The sequence below is a fragment of the uncultured Psychroserpens sp. genome, assembly GCF_947503375.1.
Lineage (GTDB): Bacteria > Bacteroidota > Bacteroidia > Flavobacteriales > Flavobacteriaceae > Psychroserpens.
Window position 1 is genome coordinate 173,372 of record NZ_CANNDQ010000001.1, and the last position, 19,439, is coordinate 192,810.

The 19,439-nt window shown below is 33.4% G+C and carries 19 protein-coding genes; 7 read left to right on the top strand and 12 right to left on the bottom strand.

From position 1 onward, the window contains the following. The first annotated feature begins 8 nt into the window (after window positions 1-8). Window positions 9-440: an arsenate reductase ArsC gene (locus tag Q0876_RS00760; RefSeq protein WP_299223040.1), complete on the top strand. Its 432-nt coding sequence runs from the start codon at window positions 9-11 to the stop codon at window positions 438-440. Here Q0876_RS00760 and Q0876_RS00765 read toward each other — a convergent pair. The 4 genes from Q0876_RS00765 to Q0876_RS00780 are packed head-to-tail and all read right to left on the bottom strand — an operon-like array spanning window position 422 to window position 5,020. Continuing rightward, window positions 422-1,450 carry a carboxypeptidase-like regulatory domain-containing protein gene (locus Q0876_RS00765; RefSeq protein WP_299223042.1) on the bottom strand — a complete coding sequence of 343 codons (1,029 nt, stop codon included), beginning with the start codon at window positions 1,448-1,450 and terminating at the stop codon, window positions 422-424. The two genes, Q0876_RS00760 and Q0876_RS00765, sit on opposite strands and share 19 nt — an antisense overlap. Next, window positions 1,431-3,266 carry a lysophospholipid acyltransferase family protein gene (locus Q0876_RS00770; protein WP_299223044.1) on the bottom strand — a complete coding sequence of 612 codons (1,836 nt, stop codon included), beginning with the start codon at window positions 3,264-3,266 and terminating at the stop codon, window positions 1,431-1,433. The genes Q0876_RS00765 and Q0876_RS00770 overlap by 20 nt, the downstream gene beginning before the upstream one ends. A 22-nt stretch (window positions 3,267-3,288) precedes the next feature. Then, window positions 3,289-4,539, bottom strand: a complete 1,251-nt coding sequence (locus Q0876_RS00775) for an aspartate kinase (protein WP_299223046.1) — start codon at window positions 4,537-4,539, stop codon at window positions 3,289-3,291. Between the two features lies 1 nt (window position 4,540). Further along, window positions 4,541-5,020: a GNAT family N-acetyltransferase gene (locus Q0876_RS00780; protein WP_299223048.1), complete on the bottom strand. Its 480-nt coding sequence runs from the start codon at window positions 5,018-5,020 to the stop codon at window positions 4,541-4,543. A 122-nt stretch (window positions 5,021-5,142) separates the two neighbouring features. Between Q0876_RS00780 and fbp the strand changes: the two genes are divergently transcribed. After that, window positions 5,143-6,147, top strand: a complete 1,005-nt coding sequence (fbp, locus tag Q0876_RS00785; RefSeq protein ID WP_299223050.1) for a class 1 fructose-bisphosphatase — start codon at window positions 5,143-5,145, stop codon at window positions 6,145-6,147. 45 nt (window positions 6,148-6,192) lie between these two features. Here fbp and Q0876_RS00790 read toward each other — a convergent pair whose 3' ends face one another. Next, a complete protein-coding gene (locus Q0876_RS00790; RefSeq protein ID WP_299223939.1) occupies window positions 6,193-6,624 on the bottom strand; it encodes a TerB family tellurite resistance protein in 432 nt (143 codons plus the stop codon). A gap of 99 nt (window positions 6,625-6,723) precedes the next feature. On the opposite strand from Q0876_RS00790, the gene mfd reads away from it, so the two are divergent. Both mfd and Q0876_RS00800 read left to right on the top strand, forming a co-directional pair. Next, window positions 6,724-10,059 (top strand): transcription-repair coupling factor, encoded by a 3,336-nt coding sequence (gene mfd / locus Q0876_RS00795; protein WP_299223052.1) that lies wholly within the window; start codon window positions 6,724-6,726, stop codon window positions 10,057-10,059. Between the two features lie 34 nt (window positions 10,060-10,093). After that, a complete protein-coding gene (locus tag Q0876_RS00800) occupies window positions 10,094-11,404 on the top strand; it encodes a thioredoxin-like domain-containing protein (RefSeq protein ID WP_299223054.1) in 1,311 nt (436 codons plus the stop codon). A gap of 106 nt (window positions 11,405-11,510) precedes the next feature. Here the strand turns inward: Q0876_RS00800 and Q0876_RS00805 are convergent, their stop codons facing one another. Beyond that, window positions 11,511-12,461, bottom strand: coding sequence for a nicotinic acid mononucleotide adenyltransferase (locus Q0876_RS00805; RefSeq protein WP_299223056.1), 951 nt, complete (start codon window positions 12,459-12,461; stop codon window positions 11,511-11,513). A 130-nt stretch (window positions 12,462-12,591) separates the two neighbouring features. On the opposite strand from Q0876_RS00805, the gene Q0876_RS00810 reads away from it, so the two are divergent. Then, a complete protein-coding gene (locus tag Q0876_RS00810; protein ID WP_299223058.1) occupies window positions 12,592-13,593 on the top strand; it encodes an NAD(P)H-dependent glycerol-3-phosphate dehydrogenase in 1,002 nt (333 codons plus the stop codon). On the opposite strand, the gene Q0876_RS00815 is transcribed toward Q0876_RS00810, so the two are convergent. Next, entirely contained in the window at window positions 13,594-13,902 is a 309-nt protein-coding gene (locus Q0876_RS00815) for a hypothetical protein (protein WP_299223060.1), read from the bottom strand. Between the two features lie 13 nt (window positions 13,903-13,915). After that, the gene (locus tag Q0876_RS00820; RefSeq protein ID WP_299223062.1) at window positions 13,916-14,311 is read right to left on the bottom strand and encodes a hypothetical protein; all 396 of its coding nucleotides are present in this window, start codon (window positions 14,309-14,311) and stop codon (window positions 13,916-13,918) included. Window positions 14,312-14,396: 85 nt separating this feature from the next. On the opposite strand from Q0876_RS00820, the gene Q0876_RS00825 reads away from it, so the two are divergent. Then, window positions 14,397-14,768, top strand: coding sequence for a hypothetical protein (locus tag Q0876_RS00825; RefSeq protein ID WP_299223064.1), 372 nt, complete (start codon window positions 14,397-14,399; stop codon window positions 14,766-14,768). Here Q0876_RS00825 and pheS read toward each other — a convergent pair whose 3' ends face one another. Further along, window positions 14,769-15,788 (bottom strand): phenylalanine--tRNA ligase subunit alpha, encoded by a 1,020-nt coding sequence (pheS, locus tag Q0876_RS00830; RefSeq protein ID WP_299223066.1) that lies wholly within the window; start codon window positions 15,786-15,788, stop codon window positions 14,769-14,771. It abuts the gene before it with no gap. 37 nt (window positions 15,789-15,825) lie between these two features. After that, window positions 15,826-16,182, bottom strand: a complete 357-nt coding sequence (locus tag Q0876_RS00835) for a hypothetical protein (RefSeq protein ID WP_299223068.1) — start codon at window positions 16,180-16,182, stop codon at window positions 15,826-15,828. 125 nt (window positions 16,183-16,307) lie between these two features. Between Q0876_RS00835 and Q0876_RS00840 the strand changes: the two genes are divergently transcribed. Then, on the top strand, window positions 16,308-16,838 hold the full coding sequence (locus tag Q0876_RS00840) for a CvpA family protein (protein WP_299223069.1): 531 nt from the start codon (window positions 16,308-16,310) through the stop codon (window positions 16,836-16,838). A 47-nt stretch (window positions 16,839-16,885) separates the two neighbouring features. On the opposite strand, the gene Q0876_RS00845 is transcribed toward Q0876_RS00840, so the two are convergent. Both Q0876_RS00845 and Q0876_RS00850 read right to left on the bottom strand, forming a co-directional pair. Further along, complete coding sequence (locus tag Q0876_RS00845; protein ID WP_299223071.1) at window positions 16,886-17,515, bottom strand: carbonic anhydrase family protein; 630 nt, start codon at window positions 17,513-17,515, stop codon at window positions 16,886-16,888. A 32-nt stretch (window positions 17,516-17,547) separates the two neighbouring features. Then, window positions 17,548-19,410 (bottom strand): SulP family inorganic anion transporter, encoded by a 1,863-nt coding sequence (locus Q0876_RS00850; protein ID WP_299223073.1) that lies wholly within the window; start codon window positions 19,408-19,410, stop codon window positions 17,548-17,550. Window positions 19,411-19,439: the final 29 nt, after the last annotated feature.

The following is a 19,439-nucleotide window of genomic DNA, read 5'->3' on the forward strand; positions in this document are numbered from 1 at the left end:
TTTGTAAAATGAAGAACATATTAATCCTTTGTACAGGCAATTCTTGTAGAAGTCAAATGGCTCATGGATACCTTAAACAATTCTTAAATAACAAAGCTAATATTTACAGTGCAGGCATTGAAACTCATGGTTTAAACTCTGGTGCTGTTAGTATAATGAAAGAAGATAATATCGACATCTCTAATCATACTTCAAATCATGTTGATGAATACAAGGCTATCGATTTTGATTATATCATTACTGTTTGTGATCATGCCAATGAAAATTGCCCATACATTCCTAGCAAAAATGCATTGCGATTACATCATAATTTCTTCGACCCTTCAAAAGTTATTGGTTGCGATACAGAAAAACATGACGCCTTTTTAAAGGCAAGAGATGAGATAAAAGATTATTTTAAAACCTTTATGGCTACTTATTTTTATTCTGATAATTCATAATCAATAGGTAATAGGTCACCTACACGTTGATTACCCATAACGCCTCCAAAAAGAACTTTGGTCAAAGGAGAATGGCTTCCATAAGGATTTATGATAAATTTATCGACATTACTTTGAATTACAGATCTATATTTTTTATTGTATAATATATCTACTTTTTTTAATAGCTTAACAGATACGTAACCTTCTTGTTTATCTAATGCCTTTACATTGAAATAATCATAAGGCTCAACCCTTAGTTGCTTTCTATAGATATCGAAACCCTCTTCTTCTAATCTTTTTTTAGATAATGCTCTCATAAAATGAAGTATTGAACCTTTAAAAACTTCGTTTCTTCGCTGTACAGTTTTCCTATCTATATCTTCAATTGATTCATAAAACGTCGTACCTGTATATGCAACTATCTTTACAGAATGTTTATTATTAGTAACCAATTCATAACCAAATTGAATTACAAAATCTATAATGTCAAAATATATTATATACTGCAAGCTATTATTCTTAACTTTTAAAGGTGCTATAGCAGATGCCGTAAGACGCATCCTTTCTTTATCATATTTGAGTATTATATCGTCTTCATTTAAAATTTTGCAAGATTTTGAGTGTTTTGAAAAACCTAAAAACTCTCTTCTAAAATGTTTAAGTTTTTGTTTTCTAGACATCCCATCGTCGTATGAAATCACAACCTCATCTAAAACATTAGTGGCTTCTGTTAGTAAGACTTTGTAAAACTTACTTGATTCATACGATTCCAATATCATTTTTTCATAACCCAAGTAAGAGATAATTAAAGATGATGTTATGCCTGCTCTCAATTCTATTTCAAACTCACCGTTAGCATTGGTGGTAGTGCCAATAGTAGTGTTGTCAAAATATACTGAAGCAGTTTCGATAGGTTCATTGGTTTTAAAATCTAAAACCACCCCTTTTATACTTTGAGCGGCTAATACATAAGTGAATAGTATCAATACCGATGTTGTAATATAACTTTTAGGTTTCGGTATTTCCATTAGAAAATTTGCGTTCTAGTTCAGCTTGAAATTCTTCCATAACAGGTTTTACCGTACTTTCAGGTAAGTCTGCAATTTTGATATACATTAATCCATCTACTGAATTATTAAATAAGGGATCTACGTTAAAAGCAACCAAACGCGCATTCTGTTTAATGTATTTTTTTAATAATACTGGTAATCGCAATGCACCTGGTTCAACCTCATCAATAATTTTATCAAACTTATTGAGATCAGCTTCTGTTTCATCAAAAACAAAATCTTTATCAGCATCTTTTAGTTTGACTTTAAATTCTTTCTTTGGGTGTACATATTGTGCAACGTAAGGATCGTAGTAATGTGATTTCATAAACTCGATCATTAACGATTTTGAGAAGTTTGAAAACTGGTTACTAATACTTACACCACCAATGAGGTATTTATGTTCAGGATGACGTAAAGTAGTATGCACAATCCCTTTCCAAAGCAAGAATAAAGGCATTGGTTTTTGTTGGTATTCTTTAATAATGAAAGCTCTACCCATCTCAATAGATTGACTCATCATTTTGTAGAGCTCGGGCTCAAAACGAAATAGGTCCTGTAAATAGAATCCGTCTATTCCATATTTGGCAAAAATTTTAGACCCAAGTCCCATTCTATAGGCGCCAGCCAATTGATTATTATCGGTATCCCATAAAAACATGTGATGATAATATGTGTCAAAACTATCAAGATCTATAGCTTCGTTAGTGCCTTCTCCTATCTCTCTGAAAGTAATTTCACGTAACCGTCCTATCTCATGTAATATATTAGGAATACTATTAGCATCTGTTAAATACACTTCATAATTTTTACTAACAAGAAGTCTGCAATCTCGCTCTCTTAAAGCGTCTACTTCAGCAGCCATTTTTTCTGTACTTACTGAGCCTACTATGCGTTTAGGTGGTTTTGAAGGTGTTTTTAACGTGTTTGAAAGGTTATCTAATATTTTTGATTTGTCTTCAAACGCATTAGATAATATATAGGTTTTACGTCTTAAAAATTCTGAAAAACTTGAAAGCGTATGATGCTCTTTTTGATCGTTTACAGAAATAGGTCTTCCAATCCTAACTTTTATGATCCTATTTTTCTGAGTTAACAATTCTGAAGGCAATTTCGCGGTCCTAAACGTATCGCTAATTTTTGAGAGTTTATAGAATAATTTACTATTCTTAGCATGAAAATAAATAGGAACTACAGGTACTTCAGCCTTTTGTATAAGTTTCATTGCCGCTTCTTCCCAAGGCTTATCAACTACTAATTTCCCATCTTTATAAGTTGAAACTTCTCCAGCAGGAAAAACACCCAAAGGATGACCATTACGTAAATGCAAAATAGCGTTTTTAAAACCTGAAATACTTGACTTGACTTCCTTACGATCTTCAAAAGGATTAACTGGCATTATATAAGGCTTCAATGGTTCAATTCTATGCAATAGGAAATTGGCAATAATTTTGAAATCTTTCCGTTGCTCAATCATTAATTTCAATAATAAAATCCCATCAATACCGCCTAGTGGATGATTTGAAACGGTAATATAAGCACCATCTTTAGGAAGTCGTTTAAGGTCTTCCTCTGGAATTTCAAACTTAATCTGAAAATCATCTAAAATACCATCTAAGAACTCACCGTCATTAAGATGTTTATTTCGCTTATAGATTTTATTTAATGTTGATATTTTTAGCACCTTCATTAACAGCCAGCCAACAAATGTGCCTATGAAGCCATACTTATCTGCATTAATGGCTTTGGCAACTTCTTTAGCGGTGACTAATCCTGTGTCTGGTGTTTTCGTCATGAGTGTAAATGTACTAAATTGTTCATTTAGTTACGATTTGAATGGTTTCTTGTGTTAATTGCTTTAGTAATAGTGTTTTATCTGCCTCAATAGCTTCAATAGCTTTTCGATTATAATGTCTTACAGTATAAAGACTGACATTATCATGAACAGTTACTTTAAATTTTGCTTTTAAATGCTGAAGCAATCGCTCAAGGTTTTTATAACTATTTTCAAAACATACTGAAAAGCTTATGGCTGAATTTTGTATCACATCTACTTTCATCTTATATAAGTGAAGCAGTTTAAAAATATCACTGATATTCTCTTCAACAATGTAAGAGAAATCTAAAGAGGATAAAGATATCAATACTTGATTTTTCTTAACGATATAACATGGAATTTCTGGTTCTATTGCAATTCCCTTACCAACTCTTGTTCCATCAGCTTTGGGGTTTATAAATGATTTTACAAACAATGGAATTTCCTTTTGTTGTAATGGTTGAAGTGTTTTTGGGTGAATCACTGAAGCACCATAAAACGCTAATTCAATTGCCTCTCTGTAAGAAATACTATTTAGCAGTTGCGCATTTTCAAAATAACGAGGGTCGGCATTTAATACGCCAGGTACATCTTTCCAGATAGTAACACTTTGAGCATTTAAACAATACGCAAAAATAGCTGCAGTATAATCACTCCCTTCACGTCCTAAAGATGTTGTAAAATTATTAGCATCACTTCCCAGAAAACCTTGTGTGATGTTTAAGATTGATGTGTCAAAATCTGATGCTATTTTTGTTTGCGTCTGTTCCCAATTCACATTAGCCCTTCGGTAGTAATCGTCTGTTTTAATATAGCTTCTCACGTCTAACCAAGTATTATCAATTCCAATTGTATTTAAATAGGCACTAATGATAGTAGTAGAAACCAATTCGCCATATCCTATGGTTTGGTCGTATACAAAATTATAATCGGGAGACTTATTATGATCTAAAAAATTATTCAATTCATCAAAAACACGCTTCACTTTATTAAATACAGGGTGTTGTGTACTATCAAACAAATCAAGTAAAATTTCGTTATGATACTTTTTCACCTCTTGTAAAGAGCTTTGTAATTCGTTTTTATTATCAAAGTAATTTTTAATAACTAACTCCATCGCGTTGGTAGTTTTTCCCATTGCTGAAACCACAACTAGAGTATTCTTATAACCTACTTTCTGCAAAACCTTAGCTAGGTTTTTCACACCATTTGCATCTTTTACTGAAGCACCTCCAAATTTGAATACTTGCATCTTATCGTTTTGATAAATAATCTTTAATCCCTTGTTCGTCTAAATGTACAACATCCCAATCTCTTAAAATGATAGCTCCTTTTTTTTTATAGAACTTTATAGCGGGTTCATTCCAATCTAACACTTCCCAGCTTATCCGTTTAACGCCTAAATTACTACCGTATTTTACGACTTCATCTAAAAGCGCTGCTCCTAATCCAAAGCCTCTCATTTTTTTTGTTACAATTAAATCTTCTAAATGTAACGCTATTCCTTTCCATGTAGAAAAACGCATATACATTAGAGCCATTGCTTGAATATTTCCATCTACCTCAGCAACCATACAATGAAACTTTGGTTGACTCCCAAAGCCTAAAATTTCTAAATCTTCAACTGTAGTTTCAACAGCGTCTGGCTCTTTTTCGTATAACGCTAGTTCTTTTATTAAGGTAAAAACTCTTGGCATATCTTCTTTTGTAGCCGATCTTACAGAAAAATTCATTACTAATTAATTTGGGTTAAAGATAGTTTAAAAGTTAAGTTTTAGAAAACATTAAAAACTCACGAAAACGTTGTAGTTTGTTAAAAAATACGATATTTGCATAAAATTAATCATTCACTTCAATGTCTCAAAAAAATCAAACCCTTGGTGAGTTTATTATCGAGAATCAATCCTCTTTTAAATACACTTCTGGCGAGTTATCGCGACTTATTAATTCCATTCGATTAGCAGCTAAAGTAGTTAATCATGAAGTAAATAAAGCTGGATTGGTTGACATTATTGGAACAGCTGGAGACACAAACATTCAAGGCGAAGATCAGCAAAAATTAGATGTTTACGCAAATAATTTATTTATTCAAACCATGACGAAAAGGAATATTGTTTGTGGTATTGCTAGTGAAGAGGAAGATCATTTTGTATCTATAAACAGTCAAGATGAAAACAACCAAAATAAATATGTCGTATTAATCGATCCTTTAGACGGTTCTTCAAATATTGATGTTAATGTTTCAGTTGGAACTATCTTTTCAATATACAGGCGTGTTACACCGCTTGGCACACCTGTTACTATAGATGATTTTCTTCAAAAAGGTAATCAACAAGTTGCTGCAGGATATGTGGTATATGGAACTTCTACAATGCTGGTTTATACTACAGGACATGGTGTTAATGGCTTTACTCTAAACCCAGCAATTGGGACATTTTACTTATCACACCCAGATATGGAGTTTCCTAAAGATGGTAGGATTTATTCGGTCAACGAAGGGAATTACATTCACTTCCCACAAGGAGTCAAAAACTACATAAAGTATTGTCAAATGGAAGAAGGAGATAGACCATACACTAGTAGATACATCGGTTCGTTGGTTTCAGACTTCCATAGAAATATGATCAAAGGTGGTATATATCTATATCCAAAAAGTTCTATGAACTCTAATGGCAAGCTACGTTTGTTATACGAGTGTAATCCTATGGCTTTTTTAGCAGAACAAGCTAATGGTAAAGCTAGTGATGGTTTCACTAGAATATTAGATATAGAACCTAAAGAACTCCATCAACGTGTCCCTTTTATTTGTGGAAGCAAGAATATGGTTGAAAAAGCTGAAGAATTTATGCGAAACGCATAAAAAAAGCCACTATCAAGTGGCTTTTTTTATTTGATTTGAAATAAATTACATGTTCATGGTTTTCATTTTCTCCGTAAACTCATCCAAATCTACGTTATAATGAACCAAGGTCAAGGCCTTATCTGTAATATATTTTACATTATCTTGGTTAAACCCTAAACCTATACAAAGCTTTTCTAATAAACGTACTTGATCTTCACCTTCTATATGATCTGCCCAGACCATACGCGCTAGATCGTAAAGACGCTCTAAACGTTTGTCATATGATATTGGAGGATTAATTGGGTGACTATTATAATCTTTCAGGATCGTTTTATAATCGCTCTCTGTAATATCTAATCGTGTAGCTAAACGGTCTAAAAAAGCTCGTTCAGCATCATTTATAATACCATCACTCATAGCTACTCTAACTATAGCAGCAAAATGATCTTCATTACGCTTTTTGAATCCGCTTTCAAATAATTCTGAAAATGACATATATTTTGATTTTTTTAGTGCCACAAAGATAGTTTTATTAAAACATTTTAACAATACGCAATAGCACAAAAATTTTATATTTGCACAAAATAAAATGCCTTGAGTAAAACCATTCTCTCGCAAACGTATGCACAGGCTTTGCAAATGCAAAATCTGCAAGCTGCTATTGCTAAATCTCAAAGTAGACTTCATTTAAAAGGTTTAGTTGGCTCATCATTATCACTTATAATTAAAGAAGCTTTTAAAAGTGCTGAATTACCATTTTTAATTTTATTCGACGATAAAGAAGAAGCCGCTTTTTACCTAAACGATCTTGAGGTACTAATTAACGACAAAGATGTATTATTCTATCCTGGAAGCTATCGTAGACCATATCAAATAGAAGAAACAGATAATGCCAATGTACTATTAAGAGCCGAAGTTTTAAATCGTATCAATTCTAGGAAAAAACCAGCCATTATAATAACTTATCCTGATGCCCTTTTTGAAAAGGTGGTTACGCGTCGCGAATTAGAAAAGAACACACTAAAAGTTGCTGTTGGAGATGAGCTGTCAATAGATTTTGTAAATGAAGTATTATTTGAATACCTGTTTAAACGTGTCGATTTTGTTACAGAGCCTGGAGAGTTTTCAGTACGTGGAGGTATTGTAGACGTATTTTCATTTTCTCATGATGAGCCGTATCGTATTGAATTCTTCGGAGATGAAGTAGATAGCATTCGTACGTTTGATGTTGAGACACAACTTTCAACAGAGCAGATCAAAAAAATTGGAATTATCCCAAATGTAGCCAATAAATTCTTAGAAGAAAGTAGACAAAGTTTTTTAAAATACATTGCCCAAAAAACAATAGTCTTCACAAAGAATACCGATTTATTATTCTCTAGAATTGATGACTTTTTTGGGAAAGCTGAAGACACCTTTAAGGTATTATCTTCCGAATTAAAACATTCAAAACCCGAAGAGTTATTTTGCAACTCAGCAGTATTAAAAAAACAACTCTTAGACTTTAGTTTGGTTGAGTTTGGTACTTCAAGCTTATTTTCAAATGAGACTATAATTTTTAATACCGCACCACAGCCTTCATTTAACAAACAGTTCAATTTACTTATTGAAGATTTAAACGCAAATCATCATAAAGGATATACCAATTATATCGCTTGTATAAGTGAACAACAAGCTAAACGTTTTCATGATATTTTTGAAGATGTAGATCAAGACGTACATTACCAAACTATTGTTTTGTCTTTGTACCAAGGGTTTATAGATCACGACCAAAAAATCACATGTTATACTGATCATCAGATCTTTGAGCGTTACCACAAATTTCATCTTAAAAATGGGTATGCTAAAAAACAAGCGATAACCTTAAAAGAGCTTACCAATTTAGATATTGGCGATTATGTTACGCATATAGATCATGGTATTGGAAAATTTGGTGGATTACAAAAAATTGATGTTGAAGGTAAAAAACAAGAAGCTATAAAGTTAGTCTACGGTGAACGAGATGTATTGTATTTAAGTATTCATTCACTTCATAAAATTACTAAGTTTAATGGCAAAGATGGAAAGCCACCTAAAGTCTATAAATTAGGCAGTAAAGCTTGGAAAACCTTAAAGCAAAAAACAAAATCAAGAGTTAAAGAAATTGCATTTAACTTAATCAAGGTTTATGCAAAACGTAAGCTCGAAAAAGGATACCAATACAAACCAGATAGCTATTTACAGCATGAGTTAGAAGCTTCATTCATCTATGAAGACACACCAGATCAGATAAGCTCTACAGCAGATATTAAAGCAGATATGGAGAGTGAGCGTCCTATGGATCGTCTTGTTTGTGGTGATGTAGGTTTTGGTAAAACTGAAGTCGCTATTAGAGCGGCATTCAAAGCTGTAGACAATGGGAAGCAAGTTGCCGTTTTAGTACCAACCACAATATTGGCTTACCAACATCACAAGACATTTACCGAACGCTTGAAAGATTTTCCCGTAACAGTAGATTACCTCAACCGATTTAGAACAGCTAAAGAAAAACGCATCACCTTAGAGAAGCTTGAAAAAGGTCACGTAGATATTATTATTGGGACACATCAATTGGTAAATAAAAATGTGAAATTCAAAGATTTAGGCTTGCTTATAGTTGATGAAGAACAGAAATTTGGTGTTGCTGTAAAAGAAAAACTCAAGACATTAAAAGAAAACGTTGATGTACTTACCCTTACTGCTACTCCTATCCCAAGAACATTGCAATTCAGCTTAATGTCAGCTCGAGATTTATCTGTCATTACAACACCACCTCCAAACCGTTATCCTATAGAAAGTCATGTGATACGCTTTAATGAGGAAACAATTAGAGATGCTATTACATATGAAATACAACGTGGCGGACAAATTTTCTTTATTCACAACCGAATAGAAAATATTAAAGAAGTTGCTGGAATGATACAACGTTTAATCCCTGATGCAAAAGTTGCTATTGGTCACGGGCAAATGGAAGGGAAAAAATTAGAGCAATTGATGCTAGCATTTATGAATGGTGAGTTTGATGTTTTAGTAAGTACCACAATTGTTGAAAGTGGGTTGGATGTTCCAAATGCCAACACAATTTTTATCAATAATGCGAATAACTTTGGGCTAAGCGACTTGCACCAAATGCGTGGTCGTGTTGGGAGAAGTAATAAAAAAGCGTTTTGTTATTTCATTACACCAGAATATTCGGCTATGACTAATGATGCTAGAAAACGAATAACAGCATTAGAGCAATTTACTGAACTCGGAAGTGGTTTCAATATTGCGATGAAAGACCTAGAAATTCGTGGTGCTGGAGATCTGCTTGGTGGTGAACAAAGTGGTTTTATTAATGACATTGGTTTCGATACCTATCAAAAGATCTTAAATGAAGCTATAGAAGAACTTAAAGAAAATGAGTTTAAAGAGCTGTATCAAGATGATAACGTGGAAAAAGACTATGTTAAAGATATCACCATCGATACCGATTTTGAATTGCTCTTCCCAGATGATTATGTTAATAATATTACGGAACGTTTAAACCTCTACACGAAGTTGAATTCCATTAAAACAGAAGAAGAGCTCCAAACCTTTGAAACTGAAATTGTAGATCGATTTGGAGAATTACCTACTCAAGTTATCGATCTATTGAATAGTGTTAGAATTAAGTGGATAGCTACTAAAATAGGTCTTGAAAAAGTAATTATGAAACAAGGAAAGCTCATTGGCTACTTCATTAATGATCAACAAAGCGCTTTTTATCAAAGTAACGGGTTTACAAAAGTACTTCAGTTTGTACAAACACATTCGAAGACATGTAAAATGAAAGAAAAACAAACACGTAATGGATTACGATTACTAATAAATTTTGACCATATAACATCTATTGAAAAAGCTTTAAGTGTCTTACAGCCCATCTTGGCTTAATAATTGAGCTCAATACAAGACAACCTATATACTCATGAAAAAATATATTATACTTCTAGCATTACTGCCAACATTTATTTTCGCACAGCACACTATTAGCGGTACGTTTTCACCAGCTAGCGATTACACGTATGCATTTTTATATCATGCAACACCAAATGGATCAAATTATGTAGATCGTGTTGAAATTGAAGCTAATGGCAATTTTAAAATACCATTAGATACCTCAGCAACTGCAGGCATCTATAAAATAGTTTATGCATTGCCTCCCGAAGACTATAATTTTGACCTTATTTATAACGGAAAAGAAAGCATAGCATTTACTTTTAGTGAAGATAAAGGTCTTGAGTTTACAGATAGCAATGAAAATAAATTATGGGCGTCTTACAACAAAAGCATGGAAATGGTAAACATGACCATAAGCAATTACTACACGAAAAACAGTACAGGTGAAAAGGCATTTCATGATATTTTTAAAACCCTTGAAGACACGCAAATTGCTTTTGAAGAAGCTTCAAAAGGCACTCTAGCTTCAACATTTGTAAAAGCGAACAAGCCTTATGTCCCAAAAGGATATGAAGATATCACTACTTACTCTGGTAATTTAAAACATACATTTCTAACTCATGTAGATTTTACTGATTACCTATTACAGAGTTCAGATTTTCTCACAGATCGTGTGCTAGCATATATGTTTGGGATGTCTGCAAGCACTTCTAATGAAACTTATAAAACCGATGTTGATCATGTGGTAAAGACTATTGGAGAAAGCAATACAGAACTCAAAGCTATTCTACTGGAAATGATATGGAGTCGTTTTGTTTCGATGGAAAACGAAACGCTCGCAAACTATGTGGCTGACACCTATTTATTAGCGCTAGCACAGCAAAATAATTATGAGGCATTAGCCGAACAACTTATTATATATAAAAACAATACCATAGGTAACAGGGCTGCTAATTTTGAATTGACCATTTCCAAAAACGGTCAACCTACTTCAACGGCTTTATATGATCTAGATATGGCAAACCAATATTTAGTGATCTTTTGGAGTAGTACTTGTGGGCATTGCTTAGATGAACTTCCAAAAGTAAAAACAATGTTAGCTATGCGTAATGACATCAAAGTGATTGCATTTGCACTTGAGGACGACTCTGAAAATTGGAAGGAAAACATCACTGAATTTCCAGATTTTATTCATGTATTAGGTTTAGGTAAATGGGACAATCCTACCTCAAACGCTTATGGTGTTGAAGCGACACCTTCATACTTTTTATTAAACAAAGACAAAACCATTATTGCTAAACCTTATGATGTTGAAGCGTTAAAAGAAGTTTTGAAATAGTTCAAATTAAAACTCTAAAAAAGTCCTAAGTAATCTCATTAAAAGAAAACGTCCAACTCATAATTATGAGATGGACGTTTCTAGAAACTAAATAACCAACCAAAATCTAGCTCCTTGTGTTTACCCTAGGGTTATCTTTTTTAGCCGTTTTTTGCTTACGCTTCTTTGGCTTTTGTGTTTCTGACAGACGGCTTTCACCTGGAGCAGCTTCTCGTAAGAACTGAATGTAGCCTCTTCCTGTAAATTCATAGATCGTTTCAGATGACGGATGAAATAATCGTATCCTCTGATCATTAATAACGCTCAATTCAAAGAATTCATTGTCAAAGAAATCATAATCTAATGTTAATGTTTTCAAATACATATTGTTTGAGATATTTCCAACGCCATAAACTCCTGTGTAATCCCAGTAAATATTAGCTGGATCTGCTATATTAACATCTTGCGAGCTTCTAAACTCTGAGTCATTTCCGCCAGCTAAAAATTGAAGATAGTTTTCATTATCAAATTCATTCAACACACCCATTTCACTCGTAAATGTCTTTTCCCAAGCTTCATACTCTTGTAAGAAATAATGAATGTTATCATAGAAGACAAAATCATAATCAAAGGTGCTACGCTGGTAACCATTCAAGAAATACGATGTATCATTAAAAGGATTATACAACTCAATAGTATTATTATCTATTTGATAGACATCAAACGTTTGGTAACCATCAATATCGTGATCTATATCTAATATCATGTTATACGCATCGTAAACACCAACATCAATTCCAAAGCCATTACCTTGATCTCCAAATCCAACTAGATTATTGTTGGCATAAACAATACCATTTCTAAACGATAAGGTAAATGCAATTTGCAAAAAAGGCGTTTCTCCAGGCCCCAAAGTTTGATTGATATCTACATACCAAAGCTCATAAGAACCTAATAACTGATTTAAAGAAATTCCTGGCTGATTATCAAATTCGTTGATAATCACCTCATCTGTATAACAAGAGGTGAATAATGTTGCCGATAAAGCAAAACCTAATAGTATTTTTATCGTTTTCATAATCGTTCATTTTTAGGGTTACTATTGTATTGATTTCAAAACGCATGCCAAAAATGAAAGTCTAGCGTAGAGATGCTTTAAAAACCACCTTTTATTCTTATTTTTGAGTCACTAAATTGATAATCCATTTATGAGTCAACCGTTAAAGTATGCTGTTTTTGGTGCAGGAAGTTGGGCAACAGCTATTGTTAAAATGTTATGCGAAAATCTAGATGAAGTTGGTTGGTACATGCGTAGCGTATATACCAAAGAACATCTATTAAAAGAACAGCATAATCCTAGTTATTTAAGTTCGGTTGAATTTAAACCCGAACAGCTTAAGCTTAGTAATGATATCAATGAAGTTGCTGAATGGGCAGACATATTGATCTTTGTCATTCCGTCTGCGTTTATCCATTCTGAATTAGAGAAGCTATCCATCTCAATTACAAATAAAACAGTGGTCTCAGCTGTTAAAGGTATCATCCCTGAAACGGGATTGTTAGTAGGCGAGCATTTTCACGATATCTATCACATTCCGTTTGAAAACATTGCTGTTATTGCTGGTCCTTGCCATGCCGAAGAAGTTGCGCTTGAGCGTTTGTCATACTTGACTATTTCTTGTGCAGATCCAGAAAAGGCGCAGACTATAGCAGACGCACTGTCTAGTAATTATATTAAAACCAAAATAAGTGATGATATTATTGGTACAGAATACGCCGTAATGCTGAAGAACATCTATGCTATTGCTGCTGGTATTGCTCATGGTTTAGGCTATGGCGACAATTTTCAAAGTGTACTTATGAGTAATGCTATTCGTGAAATGAAACGTTTTATCAAGAAAATGCACAAGATGAAACGTAATATTAACAACTCTGCTTATTTAGGCGATTTGTTAGTAACTGGATACTCTGTCTTTTCAAGAAACCGAATGTTTGGCAATATGATTGGTAAAGGCTATACCGTAAAATCTGCTCAAATGGAGATGAATATGGTTGCTGAAGGCTATTATGCTACAAAAAGTGCGCATGAACTCAATATTAAAAACAAAAAGAAAACACGACTGCCAATTATCAATGCGGTCTATGATATTCTGTATGAGAATAAAAACCCAAAAAAAGTTTTTAAGAAGCTTACAGAGAAGTTAGATTGATTATTCTTCTTCCCAATCATCTTCCAACTGATCTAATTCTTCAATTTTTTGTCTCGTACTATTGATTTTTTTATTGAGGAAGTAAGGCATACCAAAAATTGAAAATAACACAAATAAATTCAATGGAATATAAACGATAAGAGCCCATTTTACCCATTTTTGTTCCCAAAATATATAAATTAAAACAACAGCAATCATTGTTCTTACTAGGTACATGATAAACTTTCTTCGTCTATAATTGGCCGAAAGGACAGAACTTTGTTTAGCTTTTTCTAATTCGTCTTCAAATTGTTGCTTTAAATCTTCCATATTTAAATTTAGATTACTTGACTAAAACCCCTTTCAATTGCATCAAAGGAATGGGTTGCAATGCTTTTGTATTAATGGTATTTTTTCTAAACACATAGGTCTTATCAAGCATTTGATTCCCTTCAAAAAAAGTAACTTTAAACTCATTATTAAGTTCGAGCACATCATTTTGCATAAACTCAATCTTAGCGTAGCTTCTAGCTGGCAATAACTTGATTGTATGACGCATCACTGGTGTGGTTTTAGTATCAGAATACCCCTTTGAAACAATTAAAACGGTATCTAAATCAATATCTTTATTATTAATAATATAAGCATTCCAATCGTCCGTTTTATATTCTGGGTGTTGTTCTCGTACCACAGCCACAAAAACGTCTTTAACCTGTGGAATTTGTATGTCTTTTTTCATGAGTGCAAAATTAAGGTATAATATTAATGCTTTTGATAATCTCGTTAAAAAAGTCGAACTTAGAAACTTAAGTTAATCTCAGAAAATGAAATCACTCGAAGCTTTTAAAGCTATTTTTGTCTCAGATTCTGAAGCACAAAAAATTGGACTTAAGCTAAGGGCAATTGTAGTTAACTGTTTTCCTGAAGCTGAAGAGGCTATCATAGGAGGTGCAAGAGTTAAACTGGCATTGTATAGCAGAAATGGAACTAACAATGTTTTATGCGGTATTCAACAAGCCATTAATGATACATGTATGCTCTATGTACATTATGTGGACAACATCAACCATGAGCGACTCAAATTTAGCGGTAAAGGCAAATATGCCAAACGTATAAAATTTAAAAGTGTTAATGAAGTTATAGAAAATGATGTTAAATCGTTATTACAGCGTGTAAATAAAAGTGCCCCGTTCTAATTATAGTGCACTTTTAAACTGCTCTAAGAAACGTACATCATTTTCACTTAATAAACGAATATCACTAATTTGATGTAATAGTAAGGCGATACGATCAATACCCATCCCAAAAGCAAAGCCAGAATATTCTTTAGAATCTATACCACAATTCTCTAATACATTAGGATCTACCATACCACAACCCATTATTTCTAACCATCCAGTTCCTTTGGTCATTTTATAATCAGTTTCTGTTTCTAATCCCCAATACACATCTACTTCAGCACTAGGCTCTGTGAATGGAAAGTATGATGGCCTCAATCTAATTTTAGATTTCCCAAACATTTCGGTTGTAAAGTATTGAAGTGTTTGTTTTAAATCGGCAAAACTCACATCTTTATCAATATACAAACCTTCAACCTGATGAAAAAAGCAGTGCGAACGTGCTGAAATAGCTTCGTTACGAAACACACGACCAGGAGAAATAGTACGAATTGGCGGTTTATTAGTCTCCATATAACGCACTTGTACAGAACTGGTATGTGTTCTTAATAAAATATCTGGATTAGTTTGGATAAAAAATGTGTCTTGCATATCACGCGCAGGATGATATTCAGGTAAGTTCAAAGCAGTAAAGTTGTGCCAGTCGTCTTCAATTTCTGGGCCTTCGCTAACATTGAAACCGATGCGCGAAAAAATATCGACAATCTGATTTTTCACTATAGAAATAGGATGGCGAGCACCAATTTCGATAGGCTCACCAGGACGTGATAAGTCGCCGTAAATTCCTTTGTTCTCCTCATTACTTTCAAGCTCTTGTTTTAATGTATTAACCTTTTCCTCAGCCGTTTTCTTTAATTGATTGATGGTTTGCCCAAATTCTTTTTTGTGCTCGTTAGCTACGTTTTTAAACTCTGCAAAGTAGTCGTTAAGTAATCCTTTTTTTCCTAAATACTTTATACGAAAAGCTTCAACCTCTTCTTTAGACTGTGCTTTAAATGCTTCTGCTTCAGCTATGAGTTCTTTTATCTTATCTATCATGATATCAATTCAAAATGACTGCAAATTTAATAAAATCTTAATCTATAAAGTCTGTTTCCAAAAAATAGTTGACGATTGCGTCTTTCATCAATACACTTTGCTCGCCTGCTTTCAATGGTGGCAATTGTTCTTTAATCGTATAATGCGGCCAACCATCTTCATCAACAAAATCAAATTCATAATATCCATAAGGAGATAAAAGCTTACAAATTGCAATGTGCATCAAATCAATTTTATGATCTTTTTTGAATTTACGTCCTAGCTGTCCCAACTCTTGTACACCTATTAAATAAATAATAGCATCTAAATCTAAGGGGTCTCCATCTGCAAACTGTGCAGAAAGTTTTTGAACTATTATATCCCAACGCTCTTTAAGCTTCTGGTCTCTTGCCATATCTCTTTATTTTGATAAAGAAGTGTATATAATTATAATTTGCAAAGTTAGTAAACTATAAGGTCTTGATTAGCGTTATTATTTTAAAATGAGAAAAATTATGTACGTTTGCTAAAACTGAAACCATGGCTGCAATTGATATTATTTTAGGAGCTTTATTACTTTTTGGACTCATACGAGGCTTCATGAAAGGTCTTTTTGTAGAAGTTGCTTCTCTTATTGCTTTGGTTGCTGGAGTATATGGCGCTATACATTTTAGTAATTTTGCTTCAGAATTTTTAGATAGTAAACTTGATTGGGATGAGAAATACATCAATATTGTTGCTTTTGCTATCACGTTTGTAATTATTGTTATAGCTATTGCTTTAGCAGGTAAAGCATTGACCAAGTTGGCTAATTTTGCTGCACTTGGTGTTTTAAACAAATTACTTGGTGGTGTGTTTGGAGCCTTAAAAATAGGGTTGATCTTAAGTGTGTTGCTTATTGTTTTTGACACTATGAATAATACCATTCCTTTTGCAGGTGAGGAAGACCTTGAAACCTCAATACTTTATAAGCCCGTTAAAGGTCTGGCGCCAATACTATTCCCTAGTATCTTGAATAAAGGAAAAGATGATGTGACAGAGAGCCCTGAATCAAATTCAGATGAGGCATAAAAAACTGCCTATTGCTAGACAGTCTTGATCTCTTTTATTAGAAAGGGTTAGAGCATTTCTACTTTTCCGCTATGCAAACTATATACACCTCCTACAATTTTAATCTCTCCATTGTCTTCCATCTCAGAAAGAATCTTACTTCTTTCTCTAATGCGATCCATTGTTAATTGCACGTTATACGCAACTGTTTTAGCTACAAACTCCTTGTTTGCAGATGTTAGCTCTCCGTCGAATTCATCTGATGCCTTTTTAACGGCAGGCAATATGTTAGATAACATAGCTGTAATATTTCCTAACTCTACACCATCACAAGCAGCTTTTACAGCGCCACAACTCTCATGACCTAGAACAAGAATGAGTTTACTTCCTGCCACATTACATGAATATTCTAAACTTCCTAAAATATCTGTGTTTTCAAAATTACCGGCTACTCTAGCTACAAAAATATCACCAATGGCTTGATCTAAAACGGTTTCTACTGGAACACGAGAATCTATACAAGATAACACTACTGCTTTTGGGTATTGACCTGTTGTTGTTTGATTTACTAATGCCTCATTATCTGTGGCTTGTGTATTTCCGCTTACAAATCTATTATTCCCTTCTAGTAGATCTTCTAGAACGCTTTTAGGTGTTAATGCAAGTTGTACTTCTTTTGTTATTGCTGTGTTTTTCATCTTATTGTTTTTAATTCTCAAAATGAGGGTTATTAAACTTTATCTTTAACATTGAGTTTGATCCATTTCAAACAGGAATCAAAATCTTTGAATATGTGTTCTCTAGGAATCAAATCTGGAATAATATCTATACGTTCCATCATATATTCTGGTTGCTTTAGCAAATTAACCATTAATACATTAATATTTTGCTTTCTTAAATCTACAAGTACATCTTCCATAGCATACAATCCAGATTGGTCCATATATTGCATTCTTCCTAAACGAATAACTACTGTTTTAGCTGTTTTTGGTATTTGCTTAGCTAATTGTTGAAACTCAGATGTAGACCCAAAAAATAATGGTCCTTTTATATGCTTAATAAAGACTTCTTCTTTTAAGTTCACAGGAAAACCTGACTCATCAGCCCAAGCCTCTTCTTTTAAAGGCTTTACATCTGAACGTTTTGCTGTTAGGTCTCCTATTTTTTTCATGAATAATAGTGATGCTATCACTAAGCCTATACCTACTGCATAAACGAGATCCCAAAATGTAGACAGAATTAGAACGACTAGCATTATGATTACTTCTGAACTCATTTTTAAAGGTCCAATCTTTAAATCTTTTGGTAATGCCGGAATGGCTTTAAGGCCTTTATAATCCATGACTCCTATACCTACAGTGATTAGTATACCTGCTAAAACAGCTGCAGGAATTTTAGATGCTACAGGTCCTAGACCGAGCATTATTACTAATAACATGATACCAGCTATCATACCAGATAATTTTGTTTTACCTCCAGCATTGATATTAACTACTGTTCTAATGGTGGCTCCTGCTCCAGGAATACCGCCAAAAATTGCAGCAATACTATTACCTATACCTTGCCCTACTAACTCTTTATTGGGCTGGTGCTTGGTTTTTGTCATGTTATCGGCTACAACACTTGTAAGCAAAGAATCTATTGCTCCTAGTAATGCTAAAGAAATAGCAGTAAAAATATATGGAGTAATTCTTGTGAATTTGAATTCGGTAAAAATTTCCATGACCGGAATTGGAAACCCAGTTGGTATTTCATCAATCGATTTATAATCTAATCCAAACCCATAAGCAATGCCAGAAACTACTACTAAGGCAACTAAAGCACTAGGAATTTTTGTGGTAATTCGTTTAAATCCATAAATAATGAATATAGTTATTAATGCCAAAATAAGTTCAAGAAATTTTATATTCTTAATGGCTCTTGGAAATACTTTTACTGCTCCAGTTACACCTGAAGCTTCCTTAGCTGCAAGTGTTTGAGATTCTTTTAAAATTTGATCTGAAGAAATGTCATTGGCTCTCTTAACAGTTTCTTTGAAATCTTCTAATACTAAGATGCCTTCACCAGCTTCTTCTTTTAAGATATTTTCTAAAATTAACTCTTCTGCTTTAGGCTTGAATTGTTGTACAAATTCAACATCTTCTTTAGGGTAGTACCCAATTGAAGGTAAAACCTGAGTAATGATTATGATAACACCAATAGCGGTCATAAACCCAGACACAACTGGATATGGAATATACTTTATATATTTTCCAAAACCGAGCACTCCTAATCCAATTTGTATCAGTCCAGCTAATAAAAATACGGTTAAAATATAGGGCAATGCTTTTTCTACACTTCCATCATTAGCAGCTATGATTCCTGCTATAACTACCATACTTACGGCAGTCATTGGAGCTGTTGGACCTGATATTTGAGTGTTAGTTCCACCAAAAAGTGCTGCAAAAAAGCTAATAAAAATTGCACCATACAATCCTGCACTTGGCCCAAGTCCAGAAGAAACACCAAATGCAAGTGCTAGTGGTAAGGCAACAATGCCTGCTGTAATACCACCAAAAGCATCACCTTTGATGTTAGAAAAAAAATTCTTCATATTTGAATCGTTAGGGTACACCTAAATTT

Excerpts from the sequence above, each read along its gene's own strand:
- Q0876_RS00760 (WP_299223040.1), top strand. The coding sequence starts at position 9 with ATGAAGAACATATTAATCCTTTGTACAGGCAATTCTTGTAGAAGTCAA.
- Q0876_RS00765 (WP_299223042.1), bottom strand. The coding sequence starts at position 1,450 with ATGGAAATACCGAAACCTAAAAGTTATATTACAACATCGGTATTGATA.
- Q0876_RS00770 (WP_299223044.1), bottom strand. The coding sequence starts at position 3,266 with ATGACGAAAACACCAGACACAGGATTAGTCACCGCTAAAGAAGTTGCC.
- Q0876_RS00775 (WP_299223046.1), bottom strand. The coding sequence starts at position 4,539 with ATGCAAGTATTCAAATTTGGAGGTGCTTCAGTAAAAGATGCAAATGGT.
- Q0876_RS00780 (WP_299223048.1), bottom strand. The coding sequence starts at position 5,020 with ATGAATTTTTCTGTAAGATCGGCTACAAAAGAAGATATGCCAAGAGTT.
- fbp (WP_299223050.1), top strand. The coding sequence starts at position 5,143 with ATGTCTCAAAAAAATCAAACCCTTGGTGAGTTTATTATCGAGAATCAA.
- Q0876_RS00790 (WP_299223939.1), bottom strand. The coding sequence starts at position 6,624 with ATGTCATTTTCAGAATTATTTGAAAGCGGATTCAAAAAGCGTAATGAA.
- Q0876_RS00800 (WP_299223054.1), top strand. The coding sequence starts at position 10,094 with ATGAAAAAATATATTATACTTCTAGCATTACTGCCAACATTTATTTTC.
- Q0876_RS00805 (WP_299223056.1), bottom strand. The coding sequence starts at position 12,461 with ATGAAAACGATAAAAATACTATTAGGTTTTGCTTTATCGGCAACATTA.
- Q0876_RS00810 (WP_299223058.1), top strand. The coding sequence starts at position 12,592 with ATGAGTCAACCGTTAAAGTATGCTGTTTTTGGTGCAGGAAGTTGGGCA.
- Q0876_RS00815 (WP_299223060.1), bottom strand. The coding sequence starts at position 13,902 with ATGGAAGATTTAAAGCAACAATTTGAAGACGAATTAGAAAAAGCTAAA.
- Q0876_RS00820 (WP_299223062.1), bottom strand. The coding sequence starts at position 14,311 with ATGAAAAAAGACATACAAATTCCACAGGTTAAAGACGTTTTTGTGGCT.
- Q0876_RS00825 (WP_299223064.1), top strand. The coding sequence starts at position 14,397 with ATGAAATCACTCGAAGCTTTTAAAGCTATTTTTGTCTCAGATTCTGAA.
- pheS (WP_299223066.1), bottom strand. The coding sequence starts at position 15,788 with ATGATAGATAAGATAAAAGAACTCATAGCTGAAGCAGAAGCATTTAAA.
- Q0876_RS00835 (WP_299223068.1), bottom strand. The coding sequence starts at position 16,182 with ATGGCAAGAGACCAGAAGCTTAAAGAGCGTTGGGATATAATAGTTCAA.
- Q0876_RS00840 (WP_299223069.1), top strand. The coding sequence starts at position 16,308 with ATGGCTGCAATTGATATTATTTTAGGAGCTTTATTACTTTTTGGACTC.
- Q0876_RS00845 (WP_299223071.1), bottom strand. The coding sequence starts at position 17,515 with ATGAAAAACACAGCAATAACAAAAGAAGTACAACTTGCATTAACACCT.
- Q0876_RS00850 (WP_299223073.1), bottom strand. The coding sequence starts at position 19,410 with ATGAAGAATTTTTTTTCTAACATCAAAGGTGATGCTTTTGGTGGTATT.